General features: G+C 50.6%; 1 protein-coding gene. It reads right to left on the bottom strand.

Annotated features, from left to right (window positions below; all coding sequences use genetic code 11):
* Nucleotides 1-7: 7 nt before the first annotated feature.
* A complete protein-coding gene (locus MKZ13_RS13230; protein WP_339184543.1) occupies nucleotides 8-20,002 on the bottom strand; it encodes an SDR family NAD(P)-dependent oxidoreductase in 19,995 nt (6,664 codons plus the stop codon).
* Between the last annotated feature and the right edge of the window lie 104 nt (nucleotides 20,003-20,106).

Here is a 20,106-nt window from a genome sequence, read left to right as displayed (position 1 = left end):
ATCACTCCTATTCCTTCATGAACGCTTCAACAAATTGTGACTCCGTTAGTTCCCCGTCCAGAACACGATTAACCAGTTCCGAATAGCGGTCGTCCCTGGGCTTATCCCCTTTGGGAGAAGCTGTATACATTGGGGAGGAAATACCTAGTGTTTGTGATTTTACAGTTCTGATCTTGCCCCGAATTCGTTCAGGGTTCCCTGCCATGACCATCACTCTGGAAGAAGTGGATGATAGTGCAAGGGTTAATGCCTCTATTCCCTGATTCGAATGCAGGGGTCTCATTCCCATTTGCCGCCACATCATTTGTTTGACAGATGAGTCCACCTTCATGCCGCCATTTTCCCATAGTGGCCAGTTTAAGGACAGTGTCCTGCCGCTTCGTTTGCCCTGACTCACCATCGTTTCCCGGTATGTTGCGAATAGGTCCATGAATGCATTGGCTGTAGCGTAATCACTCTGCCCCATATTGCCGAGCACGGCAGTTCCAGAGGAGAACAGAATGAAGAAATCCAATGCTTCCTTATGTGTAGAACGATCCAGGTGTATAGTGCCCGCCACTTTGGGTTTCATAACCTGACGCCATTCTTCCTCTGTCTTGGCAAGAAACAAACTGTCTCTGATTAATCCTGCTCCATGAATAACGCCGTGGATAGCGCCATAGACTTGTTTGATGCTACCAACAAGGTTCTCCACGGCTTCACCATCCGTTACATCAACCTGCAAATAGTCCACCCGTGCTCCCTGCTCTCGCAATATTTCAAGGGATTGTTCCATCAGACCGTCCATCGGTGATCTGCCCACGAGAACAAGTGTTGGATGCTTGGCTTGTGTGGCGATCTCTTGCGCAAATACAAGTCCAAGCCCTCCCATACCACCTGTAATGAGGTAAACACCATGATCACGCCAAAACCGTTTTTCAAGAACAGTGGACGGTTCAATCTCTTGCCAGTCTGCCAATTCCCGTCGACGACCCGTATAACGAATCCAGTTATCTTTAGGCTCGTAAACGTCCAACTTCAATAGCTGTAAAATATCTGCGTTATCCAACTGTTCGTCCATTTCAATCAACTGTCCCGCAACAGCCGGATATTCGAGTTTAATACTTTGCAACATACCCGACAGCGCAGCATACAAACGCTGCTCTCCATCATTAGGCACAACGGCCTGTATAATTCGAGGTTTATTCGATTCACTGGACAGTATCGTTTGAAGTTTACCAAACACCTGCAAGGCACCATCCTCAAACCACTTTTCGGCTGTGGCCATTCCCTGATCCAACCCAATCGGTATAAACGATGCTGACGGAAATTCAAGCTGCATCTCACTCAACCTGCAAGCGAGTGCACCACATAAAATAACGATATGCTCAGCGTCTGGAGTCTTCCGGCTCCGACCGGCTCCTTCCACCTCCATCTCCCGCCAATACGGCTTTAACAGCAGCATTTCAGACCGAGCGGTTGTGTCAGCACCTGGCGCTGTGGATTCTGGATCGGGAAGCTGTCTAGAGGAAAAGCCAATTAAACGAACACAGACACTTCCTTCTTGATCAAACAAATCAATATCAAACGTCATTCCTTTCCCATCCGAACTGGAATCGGAGCTGTAGCGCACCCATGCCCACATGTCTTGAGCACAAGCTTTATAGATCCGAACTTTCTTTAACGCAAAAGGAACCGAAGGCTGTGGTCCACCTGAACCATGTCCCGCCTTTTTCCCATCCACTTCAGGATGCTCCAGCATCATGCCTATAGAGGCCTGCAACGCGGAGTCCAATATACAGGGATGAAGGACATATGAGTTCATTTCCGGCAACAAATGCTCAGGCAGCTTCAGTTGGGCCAAAACTTCCCTTTCACCGATGAACAATTGCTGTATTCCCTCAAATGCAGGTCCGTACTGGATACCGGCTTGCCTAAATGCGTTGTAACAATCTGCACCCGTCCAGGTCGATCGGCTGCATGCAGCCATGAGTTCGTTCAGGTCATGAATTGGAGGGGATTCAGCTTCTTCATTCCATCCCAGCTGTCCTTGACTGTATACATGACGTTTCCCCTCAACCTGCTGGTCTTGCCGGTATATCTCATAACTTATACGTTGAGGATTTTCTGTGACAGGATGTAATCCGATTTCTACCTGAATGCTGTTAGGGATTGCTGCATCTCCATCCATGACTACGGGACTGATCCACACCACATTTTGCAGAAAAACAGGTCTTGTGCCGGCAACGGTAAGCTGCAATGCAGCCCGAGCCATTTCCAATTGGGCCACCCCGGGAAGTACGGAGATTCCATGAATAATATGATCCTTAAGGAAAAATTCTCTTCCATTGAAGACCGAGCTGAACCTTTGTTCAGTGAAATCAGACGTATTTTGTTGCACCAGGGGGTGAAGAGAAGCCCATGAGCGCTCCCGCGATGGCTGCTCTTCCTCTTGCTCTCTTTCATTTGACGCCATCCAATATTCCTCTCGGGCAAAAGGATACGTTGGCAGGCTGATGCGTGATGGTGGTACATCGCCATACATCTGTCCCCAGTTCAGATCATAGCCCTGGGCATACAGATCAGCCAGCACATGGAGTATATCCCTCTGTTTCTCCGAGGACAAACTTCTTTCGGTGCTTTTGATAATCCATTCATCCCCATGTTCCTGTAACAGCTTTTGTCCAGTAAACCTTCTTGGCACCACGCCCTCAAACAAAACCCCTGACTTGGATTGCCCCCGCTGTTTCAACATGTATACGGCATCTTCCCTGGACTGCACAACCACCGCACAACGGTGTCGGAAATGCTGTCGTCCCTCCAGCAGCGTGTAGCTCATTGCCGTCAGATCCGGCATCTCTTCCCGTTCCAGTACAGCGATCATGTCCTCTACCTTGCGTTGTAGTGCTGCTTCCGTTTTGGCCGACAGTGCCAGCAAATAATAAGGTGACGCATAACCAGCCGTTCGTTTTTGTCCGCTGCCTTCATAACTTTCCACCACGACATGCACGTTGGTTCCGCTCATGCCAAAGGCACTTACCGCTCCCAGTCTCGCCTGCTCTGTTCGTGGCCAAGGCCGATTGCTTTTGTTCACATAAAACGGCCCCTCCGACCACCGGATATATTCACTTTCCTCTTCACAGTGCAGACTTGCCGGGATCGTCTCATGACGCATCGCCTGTACCAGGCTAATCAGGCTCACCACTCCCGAAGCGGCGAGGGTATGACCCAAATTCGTTTTTACCGACGTCAGCGCACAGGAGCCTGGCTCCATATTTCTTGATTTGTAGGCTTCCTGCAAAGCATTGATTTCAACTGGGTCTCCCAGACGTGTTCCCGTCCCGTGGGTCACAATGTACTGCATGTTCTCTGCCCGAATGCCGTACCGTGTATACACCTCATTCATTAGTGCTGTCTGTGCCACACCACTCGGCGCGGTGATTCCATTCGTTTTGCCATCATAGTTCATGCCACTGCCCCGAATGACCCCGTAGATCGAGTCTCCATCCGCCTCAGCCTGAGATAAGGTCTTTAATACAACAACCGCTATCGCTTCTCCCGGAACCATGCCATTGGCACGCTGGTCAAACGCATAACAGCGCCCATTCTCAGACAGCATGCCCGCCTGGGACATCGCTTCGAGTCCCTGCTCGGTAAGCAGCAGGCTCACCCCTGCCGCAAGAGCCGTGTCGCACTCTCCGGCTCGCAGGCTGGCACAAGCTTGATGAACAGCCGCCAACCCCGAAGAACAAGCCGTATTAATCGCCATGTTGGGACCATTCAGGTCCAGCAGATAGGCTAATCTGGCAGCCAGAATGGCATTGTGGTTGGATGTAAGCGGCCCGTCCAGACCGACAACTTGCAAATACTCGTTATTCTCCACCCCGACAAACATACCTACCCGGCCGGAGGAAAGCTGTCTTTTCCCATAAGCGGCATCTTCAAGCGCTCTCCAGGATTCCTGCAATAGCAATCGCTGACGCGGGTCCATGCTCTCGGCTTCACGCGGAGAAATTTCGAAGAAGCGTGGATCAAACTCCCGTACTCCTGGTACAAGACCGCATTTCCAAGGCTCACGCCCATTGTGGGTGGAAAACCGGTCCTCCGGTGCCCTTCTTATCGCTTCCTGACCCTGACTGATCATGGACCACATCTCGTCCACATCTCGTGCTTCGGGGAACCGTCCGCTAATACCAATAATGGCAACAGGTTCCGTGAATTGATCCATTTTATCCAGATTACGTGCAGTTGGACGAAGATCGGATGCAGGGAAGGATTTGCCGCCAGCCCATCTTCCGGAACGTCCGGATCGGTAACCTCGGTCCGCGACATTGGATTTCATGTCGGTCACGGCCTTCCTTTCCTCGTACATGCCAACTAGAACATCCCGATGTTCATTTTCCAGATATTCAGCCAATCCTTTCAATGTGGAATGTCCAAAGAAAATGGATGGTGTCAATTCTGCTCCGTAATGACGGCTCAACCGTGCTGCATACTCTGTCAAGCTGATGGAATCAAATCCAAACTCTGCGAGATTGGCTTGAGGGTCCAATTCTTCATGAGGTATCTTTAATAGCTCGCTTGCTATTTCTCCTAGCTCCCATTGAGCGCACTCAGCTACCGTTTTACCACTCAACTCCACACGCAGCCCTAACGCAGGGGCCGCCTCATTCAAGACTGGATTCCCGACCTCATACGAAGTATGAGATGTGCTGGCCGGCTCCTCAGGTGTGAATTCAACACCCAGAAAACGATGTATGCGTTCCGGTTTCCCCGCCATAACGAGTTGGTGAGCGTAAGGTTCATTTAGAATTTTTGGAAATAATGCCACCCCTTCGTCTTTTTCCAGAAAACGTTGACCGCTGGTTTTGAGATACATAGCCGAAGCATTCTTTTCGCTTGTGCCCATTCCGCCCTCTCTCCAAAGCGGCCAGTTGATGGATACTGTGTGTATAGGACCCGTGCGATGCTGTTCTTGAGCATAGGCCATCTGGAATCGATTCGCCACAGCATAATCACAGGAGCCGAAGTCACCCAAAATAGCCGATGAAGAAGAGAAATAACTGCGGAACTCCAGCGATTCGTTACCCAGTGCTTTGTCCAACGCCAATGTTCCACGAATTTTGGGAGCAAGCACACGTTCAAAATCAGCTGCTGATTTATCCAGCACACTTACCCGACTTTCAATCCCGGCGGCGTGGATCAGTCCGTGAATAGTGCCAAATTTGCTTTTGACAGCCCGCACCGCTTCTTCGACTTGTTCCAGTACGGCAACATCAGCCTGAACATACATAGCCTGACTTCCCGCCTCGATCAATTCATCGAGCCTATGCTGCTTCACGGAATCCAGAGAAGATCGGCCCATCAACACCAGATTTACTCCCAGCGGAGCCCATGCTCTGGCAAAAGCGAGGCCAATTCCTCCCAATCCGCCCGTTATCAAATATGTCTTTCCTGGCAACACGTATTCTGTCCCCTGTTTGTAATGCTCGGCAGGCGAAATTGGTCTGATACGGCTTACTTTGCGCAGATCATTCTCATACCGCACGCTACACCGCTGGTTCGACCTTAATTCTTGCCACAGCCGTTCACTCCACCTTTTCCAGTTCACTTCGTTACTGGATGGTTTATCGCTGCTGATCACTTGTAATTTCGTATGGGGCATAACAAGCCCAAGTGAACGCTCAAAACCAATCCATGCATCTAGGTAACAACGTTCGATTCCTGTTCTATATTCCCCGGCGAGCAGAATTCGGCCAGGCTTGATCTTCTCTGCTGCCAATGCCTGAAGCAAAAGTAAAATTGGCTTCGTGTCTTGCAGCAGTAGTGGCTCCTCTAGTGCCGACAAATGTAGTACCGTATCCACATTCCCATATTGCTGGCTGATCTCCTGAAGCGCTTCCCTGTACTTCGCATGATGATCAAGATCCGTCTCTTTTTCCCACATTCCCGGATCGATGAAGACCAGCTGGATCTCAGGATTGTGATGTTTCATCAGTGAAATGAACCTCTCCTGATTCTCCTGACGGGAAAGTACACATAATATGGTCTGTGGGTTCTCTTCATGATAAAGTTCTGGCTCCGATTCTTCCCAGATTTCCTCAAAAGCCATCAGAAGGCTATCATCAGCGACCTCACGTTCTATCTCCTTTATTTCCATGTCCTCCGGCATATCTTTTGTCATCAAATTCTTTTGGACCTGTAATCCCGCCATGTGTGCAACTACCTGTTCTTTCTCATCACAGAAAGTAACATCAAGCCCGGAATCCAACTCCCTGATCCACATCCACAGCGGATGCTGCAAGTGATCTGCCGTAAACTCCATGGATTCCATAGAGAGCCAAGTATGTTTTTGTTCTTTACTCAGCACTTCATGTACACTCAACTCGCCGTCCTCTCTTGCTAGCATGGCCTTGTTAAGATAATCTGCTGCCTTTACTGATCTTGTCTCAAAGATGTTTGCTGCCAGTGATACAGCTTCAGTCAGTAACTTTGGAGTATATAACAAAGTCCGATCCTGAGCATTAATTTCAGCTGAAAGCTTTATTAACACTTCATTTTCGCCGGTATAACAACAAACAATGGATGATCCTTTAAGTTCTGAAGAAAGTTTTGCAGTCTCCAAATGTGTGCATCTTTCAGTGATGGACTGCATGTCCATAGGCGGACTCACGAATTCCTGTGATTCATATTCAATACGGCCCCTGCTCCACAACTCTTCATCACCGTCAGCTCGTTCACTGAATATTTCATAGATTAAAGATTGATCTGATTCTGGAATAATGGCCAAATGAACTTCCAGCGCCTGCTCTGTCACCACAACCGGATTGACCCATTGATGCTCGGTCAGCTTCATCCGGACCGGGGCCTGGTTCATCTCGCCCGCTCCCTTTAACGCATATTGCGCAGCAGCCCGGGCCATCTCCAAGTGGGCTGAATCTGGCAAACATTGGTAACCCGATTCCATAGGGTCATGTAACAACGGATCTTCCCGTGCAAAAACAGAGCTATAACGCTGTTCGCGCAGCGTTGACGTATTCCGGTGTACAAGCGGGTGGAGCTTTGCTGTCAGAAGCTGCTCGTTCAACCGGCTTGCTTCAGGTGATGACTGGGTCACCCAGTATTCTTCCTGGGCAAACGGATATGAAGGCAAATGAATGCGTTCAGGAACAGACTCACCGTACATATTCATCCAATCCAATGCGTAACCCTGACAGTATAAATCCGCCAGCACATGAAGAATGTCACGGTATGCCCCGGTTGCGATCGCTTGAGTTCCATGCTGAAGTTGATGCAAAAGCTCATGACCGTGTTCCCGAACAATGCGCTGTTCAGTGAACTCCCGGCCCACTGTCCCGCGAAACATCTTCCCGTTATTTTCTTTCGTACCGAACTGTTTCCAGACATGCACAGCATCCGCCCGGGACTGTACAACCACCGCACAACGGTGACGGAAATGCTGTCGTCCCTCCAGGAGCGTGTAACTGATTGCCGCCAGATCCGGCTCCTCTTCCCGTTCCAGCACGGCGATCATGTCCTCCACCTTGCGATGTAGTGCCTCTTCCGTTTTGGCGGACAGTGCCAGCAAATAATAAGGCGCTGTATTTCCAGCCATTTGTTTTTGCCCGTTGCCTTCATAACTTTCCACCACGACATGCACGTTGGTTCCACTCATGCCAAAAGCACTTACCGCGCCCAACCTGCCCTGCTCCGTTCGTGGCCAAGGCCGTTTGCTTTTGTTTACATAAAACGGCCCCTCCGACCACTGGATATATTCACTCTCTTCCTCACAGTGCAGACTTGCCGGGATCGTCTCATAACGCATCGCCTGTACCAGACTAATCAGGCTCACCACACCGGATGCAGCGAGGGTATGACCCAAATTCGTTTTTACCGACGTTAACGCACAGGAACCTGGCGCCATATTCCGTCCTTTATAGGCTTCCTGCAAAGCCTTGATTTCGACCGGGTCTCCGAGGCGTGTTCCCGTCCCGTGGGTCACAATGTACTGCATGTCCTCCGCCGGAATGCCATACCGGGCATATACCTCATTCATTAACGCCGTCTGTGCCACACCACTCGGCGCGGTGATTCCATTCGTTTTGCCATCATAGTTCATGCCACTGCCCCGAATGACCCCGTAGATCGAGTCTCCATCCGCCTCAGCCTGAGATAAGGTCTTTAATACAACAACCGCGATCGCTTCTCCCGGCACCATGCCATTAGCACGCTGGTCGAACGCATAACAGCGACCGTCCTCAGACAACATGCCTGCTTGGGACATCGCTTCGAACCCCTGCTCAGTGAGCAGCAGGCTTACTCCTGCCGCAAGAGCTGTGTCGCACTCTCCCGCCCGCAGGCTGGCACAAGCTTGATGAACAGCCGCCAGACCCGAAGAACAAGCCGTATTGATCGCCATATTCGGGCCATTCAGGTCCAACAGATACGCCAACCGGGCGGCCAGAATGGCATTGTGATTGGACGTAAGCGGTCCATCCAGGCCGACAAACTGCAAATATTCATTATTCTCCACTCCTACAAACATGCCGACCCGACCGGAGGAAAGTTGTTTTTTGCCATAAGCGGCATCCTCAAGCGCTCTCCAGGATTCTTGCAATAGCAATCGCTGACGTGGGTCCATGCTCTCGGCCTCGCGTGGAGAGATTTCGAAGAAGCGGGGATCAAACTCTCGTATCCCTGGCACAAGACCGCATTTCCAAGTAGCATCCTTTTTACTGCTGGTGAATCGATCCGAGGGAACGGTCTTAACAGCCGTTTGTCCATTTACGAGAATCGACCACATCTCATCTACATTGCGCGCTTCGGGAAATCGTCCGCTGATACCAATAATGGCAACAGGTTCATCGGCCGCTTGCATTCGCCGTGTATCTCCCAAACGCCAGTACTTGCCAGATGCTTGTCTCTGGGCGTTAGGCTTTCGGGCTTTGGAACGATGCTGTGCCACTTTGCTTTTTAACGGTGCGGCTTGCTCTGTATGTTTTTCTCCCGTTTGAATGTCGTGATCTGCATATTGATCCGTGATGGTCTGCTCGAATTCTCGCTCCAGATAATGAGCCAATTCATGAAGTGTGGTGTGATCGAAAAATATGGATGGTGCCAGGTCCATTCCAAAATGCTGATTAAGAACCGTTGCATATTCAGTCAGGCTAATGGAATCAAATCCATATTCGGCAAGATTTTCATTGCCATCAATCAGTTCCCTTGGAATTTTCAACGTTTGGCCTGCCAGTTCCTTTAACTCCCACCTTACACACTCAGACGTTGTTAGGCCCAAGAGCTCCGGTCTCCGGCGAGAAGCCATGGAAGCAGATGAAGCTTCTTTGGAGAGGATCACAGTTTCTTTCTCGGATTCACCGAATGAAGATTCAAGTACAAATGCACCTGCACTTGTAGTTGCAGCATTCGAATGTACCGCTATTCCGTCGTTTTCTGTCCCCTGCGACATGGCTGTAAAGCCTGCTTCTAATCCCTGAATCTTCAACACTGCGCGTCCTTCTGATGAATACAAACGAATGTCCAACACTTCAAGTCCTGACGCCCCATTCATTCGCTCTCTTCTGTCTACTCTCGCCCAAGAAATATTTGATGCGCCTACTGCATCAAGTCTTTGAAGGGATTGAATGTAAACAGGACGTGAAGCAGACATATCCAACTGCTGCTTTGCTTCATTTTCAATTTCTGTCCAGCCTAGCCCCCCATAAACGGCAAGGTGAATTGCATCTACTGGCAGTTTGTACACTGGTGGTATAGATAACACATCCGTTGCATCTTCAAACTTGATCAGAATATGGTCTTCCCCCACATATATACGTTCTACCGCATAAGGAGATGAGGACAAGGCTGACTTTGAAGCATGGTTCGCAAAAGCAGTGATTGACGAATCCAGCTCAGCGGTGTAGAGCATATCGATAGAATCAATTTCCAGAGCATCTGATCCTGTGAACTCTGAAGCCACCTTTTTGGCCATTCCGCTACTATATACGGGTTGAAATCCCCCTACATTTTCACCATATATGACGTATCCCACTGTTAAATGTGATTCGGATTGCAATGAGATGTGTAACGGAAGTGGCTGATCAGACACATAAATAGGGTTGTCCCATATCACATCCTGCAATTGGATCGATAATGCTGATTCTGCTGAATCATGATCATCAGGTATGGCCAAATCCAGAGCTGCATAGGCGATTTCCAGATGAAGCAAGTCGGGCAATAATTTTGTTGTTTGCTCTTTATTGATATCCATAAGCATAGGCGAGTCCATTGTAAAGAGTGAAGTGTACCGCTGCTCTTGAAGATCCGAAGTATTGCTATGCAAAAGTGGATGGAGCATGGCTGATCCGTTCGTACCAACCGCGCTGGACGATACCAACTCGGTTTTCTTTGGAGCCCAGTAGCGATTTCGTGCAAACGGATACGCCGGCAGACTGACTGGGCGCGGGTGCTGCTGTCTGTTGTCCCCGTATAGCTCCATCCACTGAATCACTGCCCCTCGTGTCCACGCGTCAAGTACATGCTCATAACGACCCTGGGACAGCCAGCGTTTCACATTCTCTTTCATGTCTTCCTCATCGGTTAACCAACCCGGATGCTCCTGCCCTTGCTTCACATGCCCCTGATAGTACAAGTTTCCTTTGCCTGCTGGTTCCGCCTGTCCCACCTGTTCCACATAGCTGTCCAGCTTGGCAAGCAGCTCCTCCATCGTTTGCGCCAGCACACCCAGCCGTACCTCCATTGCTTCACGTCCGGTTTGCAGTGTATAGGCGATCTCCCTCACTTTCCAGCTGCTCTGCCCGGTACGGAGTGCATCTCGCAGCTGACGGGCCTGCACGACCAGCCGTTCCTCGTTCTTCGCTGACAGCACGATCATCCCTGGCACTTCATTTTGCTCGTTTTGCTCATTCATCTTTTCACGCGTCAGGTCGGGTTCCCGGTATTCCTCCAAAATGAGATGAGCATTCGCTCCACCTGCACCAAACGAGGAAATCCCCGCCCGTCGCGGTACGATCTGACCGTCCACTCTCGGACGTTCCCAAACGTCTAACTCCCGCTGGACCGTGAATGGGGTTTGACTAAAGTCAATATGCGGGTTGGTCTGCTGCACATGCAGGGATGGCGCCAGCTCTCCATGCTGTAATTGCAGCAGCACCTTGGTGACTCCCGCGATGCCTGCTGCGCTCTCTGCATGTCCGATATTGGATTTCGCTGAACCAATCGCACAGTAGGCCTCTTCCGACGGATCTTGCTGAAAAGCTTTACTCAGCCCCGCAATCTCGATGGGATCACCGAGCGACGTACCCGTGCCATGGGCTTCCACATAACTGATCGTCCGCGGGTCAACGCCCGCCTCACGCAAGGCCCGGCCGATGACGTCCGCCTGGGCGTTGGGATTCGGCACGGTATATCCGTTTGTTTTTCCACCGTGATTCAAGGCCGACCCTTTGATCACGCCGTAAATCCGGTCCCCGTCTGCAACGGCTCGTGCAAGCGATTTTAACAGGACCGCGCCCACGCCTTCCCCCGGCACATACCCGTCGCCCCCTTCACCAAAGCTCTCACAGCGACCTTTGCTGGACAGGAATCGTCCTTGAGACAACATGATATATTTGTTCGGGTGGACCGACACATTCACCCCGCCCGCGACTGCAACCTGACACTCATTCTGTCTTAAACTCTGGCACGCCAGATGAATGGAAGTCAGCGAAGATGAACACATCGTATCCACCGCCAGACTCGGTCCGCGGAAATTACAGAAATACGACACCCGGTTGGCGATGGACGCCGGATTACCGGAGAGCGCAATTGAGGACTCGGCCCCGTACAGTTGGTATTCCTCGTACATCACACCCACGTACACACCCACGATGTCGGTAGCCAAACGCTCCCGCGTATACCCCGCATCCTCAATCGTCTCGTACACACACTGCATGAATAATCGTTCCTGCGGATCCATCATCTCAGCTTCCCGAGGAGAAATCTGGAAGAACAACGGATCGAATTCGTCCACACCGTCCAGAAATCCGCCCCAGCGTCCATAGGTCTTGCCCGGTGTGCCCGGCGTTGAATCATATACCTGCTCCTGGTCCCAGCGTTCAGATGGAATCTCGGTAATGCTGTCCGTTCCACTGCGCAGATTCTCCCAAAACTCATGGATGTTCCGCGCTCCCGGGTACCTTCCCGCCACACCAATAATGGCAATATCCTGCTTCTCCTCATCCTCTTGAACCCGATTGGATGATTCAATTGGATTCAAAGATTTCAATGAACCAACGTTCTTCGACTCTGGATTAGTAGCTTGTTGATTCTTTAACGTCCTCTTTTGGCGTAAAATGCCCTTGGATTTAACGTCCTCTATCCCCGGATTCTGTACAGCAACCGAAGCACGAGATATACCATCGGATTCCTCAGGAAGTTCTTCCCCTAAAATGAGTCGCAATGGTTCATGATGGTGCTCAAGAAAATATTCGCTCAGAGCCCGAAGGGTCTGATACTCGAAAAAAAGTGTTTTGGGCAAGAGGCCAAACTGTTCTTCCAAATTAGTGGTCATTTGCATAATAAGTAACGAATCTATCCCGTATCGATCCATTGCAGTATCTACGTCAATCCTTGATTTCGGAAGACCGATGACACGGGCTAAACGCTCTTGCAGAAATTGAACTGTTTTTACTCGCAAATCAGCATCATTCTTATGAACAAGGCCAAGGTTCTCTTCTTTTTTATGCAGGTCCATTCGCTCCTTCCCCATCGGGTGGATCTGACCGGTAACTTGCTGGACAGTTTGACTCATGTTCAAGTGTTCCAAGAGTGTCTCTGCAGAAATGTCCCATCCATGCCGAGTTAGCAGCCTGCGGGAAAGCTCACTCCATTGCACCAGGTCCAAACCATATTCACTCCAGTCCATGTCCGGGTCCACGTCCTGCTCCCCTACGTTCAACAAAGCGGCCACTTCCAACGTGAGCATCGCTATAGCTTCCTGCTGAGTCATGCCTCTCGCCAGAGGGGCTCCAAGCTTGGTGGATAACGGTTCCGACATCGATTCAAGCTTGTCTGACTTTACCGGTTCGATCGGTTGGCCCGACCCCGAATATCCCGGCTCCAGCAGGCTTCTTCGCAGCACCGACAGCTTGCCTTCCGCCACCGCTACCTGACTGCTTCCACTCTCCCAGGCCTGATACAACGCCTTTACTCCCGACGCGGTTCCCAGCGGTCTCAGTCCATGCTGTTTCCACAGACGCTGCTTCCCCTCTTCCTCCAGCTGCATCCCGCCTTCTTCCCACAACGGCCAGTTAATGGATAAGGTTCGCCCTTGACACTCCCCGCGTTTCATCCGCGCATTTCGGTTCACCGCATACGCATCCATATACCCATTGGCGGCGGCATAATCACCCTGCCCTGCATTCCCCGTCACCGCTGCACCCGAGGAGAACAGCAGCAGCACATCCAGCGCTTCGGTCCCGATCGCTTCTTCCAGATTCCGTATGCCGACTACTTTCGGGGCCAGCACGGCCTGCCAGTCGGATTCCGTTTTGTATCGTATTAGACTGTCCCGGATCTCTCCGGCACAATGCAGCACCCCGTTCACCCGGCCATACTGCTGACGGATACGCCCGAACAGTCCGTGGACCGCCTCCCGATCGGTGACGTCCACTGCTTCATAAAGCACCTGGGCAGGGAGCTGCGCCATCTCTCGCTGTACCGCCTCTGGCATCGCCGGGGATCGGCCAGTCAATATAAGCGTACTGCCTTCCGTTTGGGCTGAAATCTCCCGGGCCCAGATCCGTCCCAGGCCACCGGCTCCGCCTGTAATGACGTACACGCCTCCGTCTCTCCAAGGGGACAACCGTGGGACACTGGTCTTCCGCTTTGTCTTCACCTCTGTCTCTGCATTCCCATTCGTCATCTCATTCGTGTCCACGTTCTCATCTCTGTCCACGTCGACCGCCTGCCAGCCCACTCGCTTCAGCTCACCCGCTTCCCAACGCAGGTGGCTCTCCTCCGCATGGAGCGCACACTGGTGCAACTGTTCGGTCAATATGGCGGCCGATGTCTCTGGCTGGACTTCGACAAGCTGTGCCAGACAGCCCGGATGCTCCAGTCGCACCGTCCGCAGCAGCCCGCTCAGGCCGGCGAACCGTCTTCCTTGTTCATCTCCCGCCACGACGACCTGCACAGCCATCCGGTGGCTTCGCTGCATCGCAAGCTGCTGCTGCACATGGTGCAGAATGGCCTGAACAGCCTGTCCGTACCGCGCCTCCAACGCCCCCGTTAACACCATCTGCTTCCAGGACACATCCGCAGCCGCGAAGTCTTGCGGGGCCCAATCACACAGCAGCACCGCGGGTTCAACCCCCACAGCTTCAGCCGGTAGGGAGCGCTTCGGCAGCTCCTGCCACTTGGGCTGCACCAGCAGCACACCTTCCCGGCTTTCGGGTACACGCGAGGTCACGCCCCGCAGTCGAATGCAAACCTGTCCCTCTGAATCGCACAGCTCCAGATCCAGTTTACGGACGCTAGCCTCCGCAGCGGAAGATGCCGCAGACTCGGGGCGAACACGCACCACCGCCCACATGTGCGCCTGGCAAGGGGATATCACTTCCGCCTCCTCCAGTGCAAAAGGCAACGGAGCGGAGGCGGGCGGGTTCCCATGTCGTTCTGTTGTGCTCGCAAGAGCCGTGCTCTCCAAGCTTACTGTCCCCTCCTGAGTAGTGGATCTCAGCACTTCCGCGATCTGATCTCCGGCCAGCAGGGCGATGGATGCTTGCAAGGCCCCATCCACCATACCGGGATGCAGCACAGTATCCGCTTGCCCTTCGAAGAACGCTTGTGGCAGACGCAACTGCGCCAAGGTCTCGTTTGCCCCCCATTGCAATTCGGCAATGGTCTGATGGGACGGACCGTACTCCAGACCCAGTTTTCGGAATGCTTCATAACAAACTGCTCCACTGGCCTGTCCCTCTGTACACCGGCTGCGTACAGCGTGCAAATCCAAGGTTTGCACGGTTTCTACGAGAGGTCTTCCTACACTTACACGCCCTTGACTATACACCGCTTCGCTGGACTCAATTGATGACGCTGCCGATATTTTATAGGACAAGCTCTCATCTGCCTCAGCCTCAAGCGCCAGATGAACCTCCAGAGGCTCCTCTCCAACAACGAGCGGCCTGCTCCACATTACATGCCGCAGCAGCAGACTGTGTGTGAGCGGAGGCCAATTCGCTGCATGCGCCGCTGCTGCCCGGGCCATCTCCAGCTGAACAACAGCTGGAAGCAGCTTGTGCCCCTGTACAACATGATCGCTTAGGAAAGGCTCATTGCCATTGAACTGACTGCTGTACCACTGGCCCCGCAGCAGATCCGAACGGTTGTGGTGCAGCATGGAGTGCAGTAATATGCTCTCATTTGATGGTTTAACTATTGTTGGTTTCTCTATTAATGGTGAGCAATTCATTTCTTCGTGCTCCACCCAATACCGCTCTCTGGCAAATGGATAGGTGGGTAAGGATATGGTCCAATAGTGACCCTGCTCAAACAACAGATCATAATCAAGTTCATATCCCTGGATATACAGATCCGCTGCAGTACCCAGATGTTCTAAATATTCGCTTGCATGTGTCGTCTTCTGACAACTCCGCAAACATTCATTCCCATATCGCTGTAATGAGGAGTGCTCATGTGAAGTGTCCGGTGTTCCTTGTGAAACCCGAACCTGTGGTGCACTTCCCTTATCCAACCAGCGTTGAAGTATAGTCATCGCTTCATTCAGACTTCGGGTCACACAGGCGAGGCGGAAATCCATATGTTTGCGTCCCAATAACAGCGTGTAGCTCAAGTTACCGCAATCCTGTTCCGGCAATTGTCTTCCGTAGGCGGTGAGTTGTTCAACCTGCTGACGCAATTGTTCGGCGGTACGGGCTGAAAGTGCAATCAAATATCCTGGCATCGGCTCTGACGCTCTGGATTGCAGAGGTCCCTCCTCAATGACCATATGTGCATTCGTACCACTGAAACCAAATGAACTGATTGCAGCACATCTTTTGCCACTTGACCCGGCTTTCCATTCCATCGTGTCTGTAGGGATATAGAACGGGCTGTCATTTAAGACAATCTGGCTGTTGGCTTGATGAAAATGAATGGAGGGGGCTATTTTTTGATGACGCATCCCCAGCATAATTTTAAACAAACCCGCTACTCCAGCTGCCGTGGCCGTATGACCGATATTGCTTTTTACCGAGCCGATCGCGCAGAACTGCTTTTCGTCCGTATGTTTTCTAAACGCCTGCGCCAATGCATTGAACTCAATCGGGTCTCCCAGCCTGGTCCCTGTCCCATGAGCCTCGACCAGCTGGATGTGTTCAGGATTAATATTAAAAGTCTCATATACGTTCTGCTCAAGCCGTTCCTGGGATTTCGCACTGGGAGCCGTAATTCCATTGGTGGACCCATCCTGGTTTATTCCGCTCCCTCGAATGACTCCGTAAATCTGGTCACCGTCATCCAGCGCCTCGCTAAGCCTTTTCAGGATAACAACCCCTGCGCCTTCTCCTGGAACAAAACCATCTGCTGCTTCATCAAAGGTATGACACCGTCCTGTTGGAGACAGCATTCCCGCTCGATTGGAGGCAATGTAGAATCCAGGGGTGGACTGGATGAATACGCCTCCGGCAAGAGCCATATTCGTCTCGCCTGACCATAATCCTTGACATGCCAGATGAATGGCCACCAATGAACTGGAACAGGCTGTATCCACTGTAATGGCCGGACCGTGCAGATTCAGGTAATAGGCTATGCGAGCAGGCACAATAGAATTGGCGTTCCCCCAGAAAGCCTGCGGAGGGCCCTCATGTCCAAATATGCTTTGATAATCCATGCCGCTGCAGCCTACATAGACACCACATTGAAGGCCCTCGGCCTTTTTGCCAGCATAACCGCCATCTTCAAGCGCCTTCCAGGACTCCTCCAAAAAAATGCGCTGCTGCGGGTCCATATAGGTGGCTTCCACGCCGGATATATTAAAAAACAGAGGATCGAAACGATCAAAATCCTCTATAAAGCTGCCATGTCGACAATAAGACTGCTGATCCGCGTAATAAGCGTCCAGATCCCAACGTTTTACCTCTCCAATCAGATCATTCCCGGCTTGCAAATGTTGCCATAAATCCTCAGGATTGCGACTTTGTGCAAATCGGCCACTGATTCCAATAATCGCTATTTCCTCCCTGACTGACGGTGTTTCTTGATTCATTATGGCCTCTTCTACCACAACGTTTTGCTCCCAAGGCTTAGCAGAATATGGCTTAAAACGTTGTTCTTCAGGGATATGTACCACAATTTTGCCGATATTACTGCGGTTTCCCATAGCCTTATATGCTTCTTTCACTTGTTGAAAAGGATAAGTGGCATATATCGTCGGACGAACGATGTTCTGGTCAATTAGGATCGCCATTTCCTTCATATAGGTTCGAATTATAGAAGGATCACGGAAGGCCATGCGTCGCAAATCTACCGAATAAAATGCCTGATTGTTTGATAACAAGGATAAATCAATATTTTTGGCTGATTTGAGGGCAGTCATAGCAATTTCAATATATCTGCCACCGGGAGCAAGACAAGCCATCCCCTTTTGAATCGCATCACCCGATAAAGTATTGATAACAATATCTACACCTTGCCCGTTCGTAAGACGGTGGATCTCCTCGGCAAAATCTTGCTCCACATACTGAATGGTATGATGCACACCCTGTTGTTGCAGATAGTTCAGTTTTACATCTGAACCCGCTGTGGCATAGATTTCCAGACCATAATGCTGCGCCAGCTGTACGGCAATAAGACCTGTCCCTCCGGCCGCCGTCTGAATCAATATTTTTTCACCTGGCTGTGGTTTGGCTTTGTGGAACACATCAAGCATGGTCATAGTGACGGCCGGCAGTGAGCAGGCTTCTTCAAATGTTAACTTTTTCGGTTTGGGAACTACATGAGCTGCCGGACAGATCACCATATTGGCATGACCACCCATCTGCTCACCCATCATGGCCACCACTTCTTCACCACTTCGAAGGTCTGTAACCTCGGAACCTGTTTGAACAACGACTCCGCTGACTTCGAAACCAGGGGTAACCGGATATGCGGGCATGGTTGGATACAGTCCTCTTACACATAACAGGTCTCCAAAATTAAGTGAAAAAGCATATACAGCAATTTGCACTTCGTTTGACTGGAGTGAACGCGATTTATCCTGAATCAGTTTAAGTTCATCGGGTTCTCCAGGTTTCTCCAGCAGCAATCGATAATATGAACCTTCCGAAATGGATCCCAGCTTTTCGTTATTAACCATTGTGCTTGTCCAAGTCGCATTAGGATTACTTCTCTCATCCCGAACTGGCAACCGATCCTCATTCCTATGCACAGCAGGCTTATCAGCCTTACGATTATCGTTGCTCATGTCCAAAATGATAGCTTGTTCGTCTTTCCTCTGTGGAGATGTAGCCGGGTCAGGCAGCATGTACGCCACAATCTCTTGTCGATATTGCTCCAGCATGTGCTTGCTTAAGGCATGGACCGTGTTATGATCGAACAGCACTGTAGTCTGCATCACTATTCCACATTGCTCGTTAATAAGATTGACCAGATTGACGGCAACAATCGAATCGACGCCATATTCAGAGAAACTTTGATGATTATCGATCCGGTTCTGACTCATCTTAAGTGAAGTTTCTATGCTGTCCCGGATGACCGTAATAATATGATCCCGGATCAGGTGGTCAGGAATATCTGCTGTAGGTTGAATGTTTCCAGTCTCCATAACCGGGGATGAATTGGGTCTCCATTCCACGTCAGGAATCGCTCTGGTTTGTGTCAGTACAGGATGAGATACAGGACTCTGTTTTATTTCATGTATAATGATGCCGTCACTTTGAGATACAACGATTTGTTGTCCCCACTCTTCAGCATTTAATGCCGGAAAACGAACATTTCTGAACCCCTCTTTGGCGAGCACCTTTTTCCATGTATTAGGTGTAAGTCCTGGGCAGCCCGGAATACGCAGTGCCTCATCTTCGTATAACCACCAGCCCTCCAACAAACCAAACGTAATATGGGCAAAAAGTGTATTATCGGTTATCTCGTTCAGGAGCAAATACCCCTGTTTTTTGATCGCTGCCTTGATATGTCCGAGGGTTTGACGGATATTGGGTGTAGCATGCAGCACATTGGCCGCGATTGCTATATCATAGACAGCTTCATTAATGGATTGACCCTGCAGTTGTTTGGTCACATCTATTTTTCTATAAGTTAAATATGGGTGTTCATTTCCATAGCGCTGCTCTGCCTGCAATAGAAAAGAGGAAGAGATATCCGTATAACAATATTCCTCAATGTACTGCTCATACGGTCTGAGCTTATCAAGCACAGGGGTACTGGTTCCGCCAGTACCCGCGCCAAATTCAATGATTCTCAACCGAATGGTTGCATTCTTTTTTATTTTTTCTTCAATAATTGTTATAAGTTGCGATCCCATAACCTCATTGAAATAGTCGGCGATGGGATTGTTTTGGTATATGCCTTCGACAAGTGTCATGCTTGAATTGGGGAAAAGAACATCCGTTGCCTGCTTGTATCCCCGAAGAATATCAGGCAGGTGTTTTAATGCCGTTTCTGCCAAAAGGACCTGGGATCGAAGGTGGCCCTTTTGCAGCCATTGCTGTTTAACTTCATCCCATTTCTGCCACACATTCTCGAAGGTAGTAGCGGTTTGCCCGCCCTCAGCGCCATTCCCCTCTTCTTTGGCTAACACAGCAAGTGTCTCTTCCATCCAGCGATGAAACAAAACGGGTATCCCGTTTTTCTCTAACCATTCCCTGGTGTTGGAATAGCTTTTTTCAAATAACCCCATTGCCTTTAATTCCGCTGACAATAATGCGACAAGCAACCCGTGTAACTGATCTGTCTCACTGCGAAGTCCCTCGGGAATATGTTTTGTAATCGGAATATACACCTGATCATCCATTGTTTTAACCTCCCTGTGGTGGCAGATGCCCATTCATTGGAAACATTTATGTTCTGCTGCTCTCCCGTACCGTGCAAAACGGTTCATGCACCCTGTCAACACAT

The organism is Paenibacillus sp. FSL R5-0701 (assembly GCF_037973995.1).
GTDB lineage: Bacteria > Bacillota > Bacilli > Paenibacillales > Paenibacillaceae > Paenibacillus.
The sequence above is the reverse complement of the archived record's forward strand: the minus strand, read 5'-3'. Positions and strand labels throughout refer to the sequence as shown.

What these genes read in the sequence shown, in the direction of transcription:
- MKZ13_RS13230 (WP_339184543.1), bottom strand. Translation starts at nt 20,002, where the DNA reads ATGGATGATCAGGTGTATATTCCGATTACAAAACATATTCCCGAGGGA.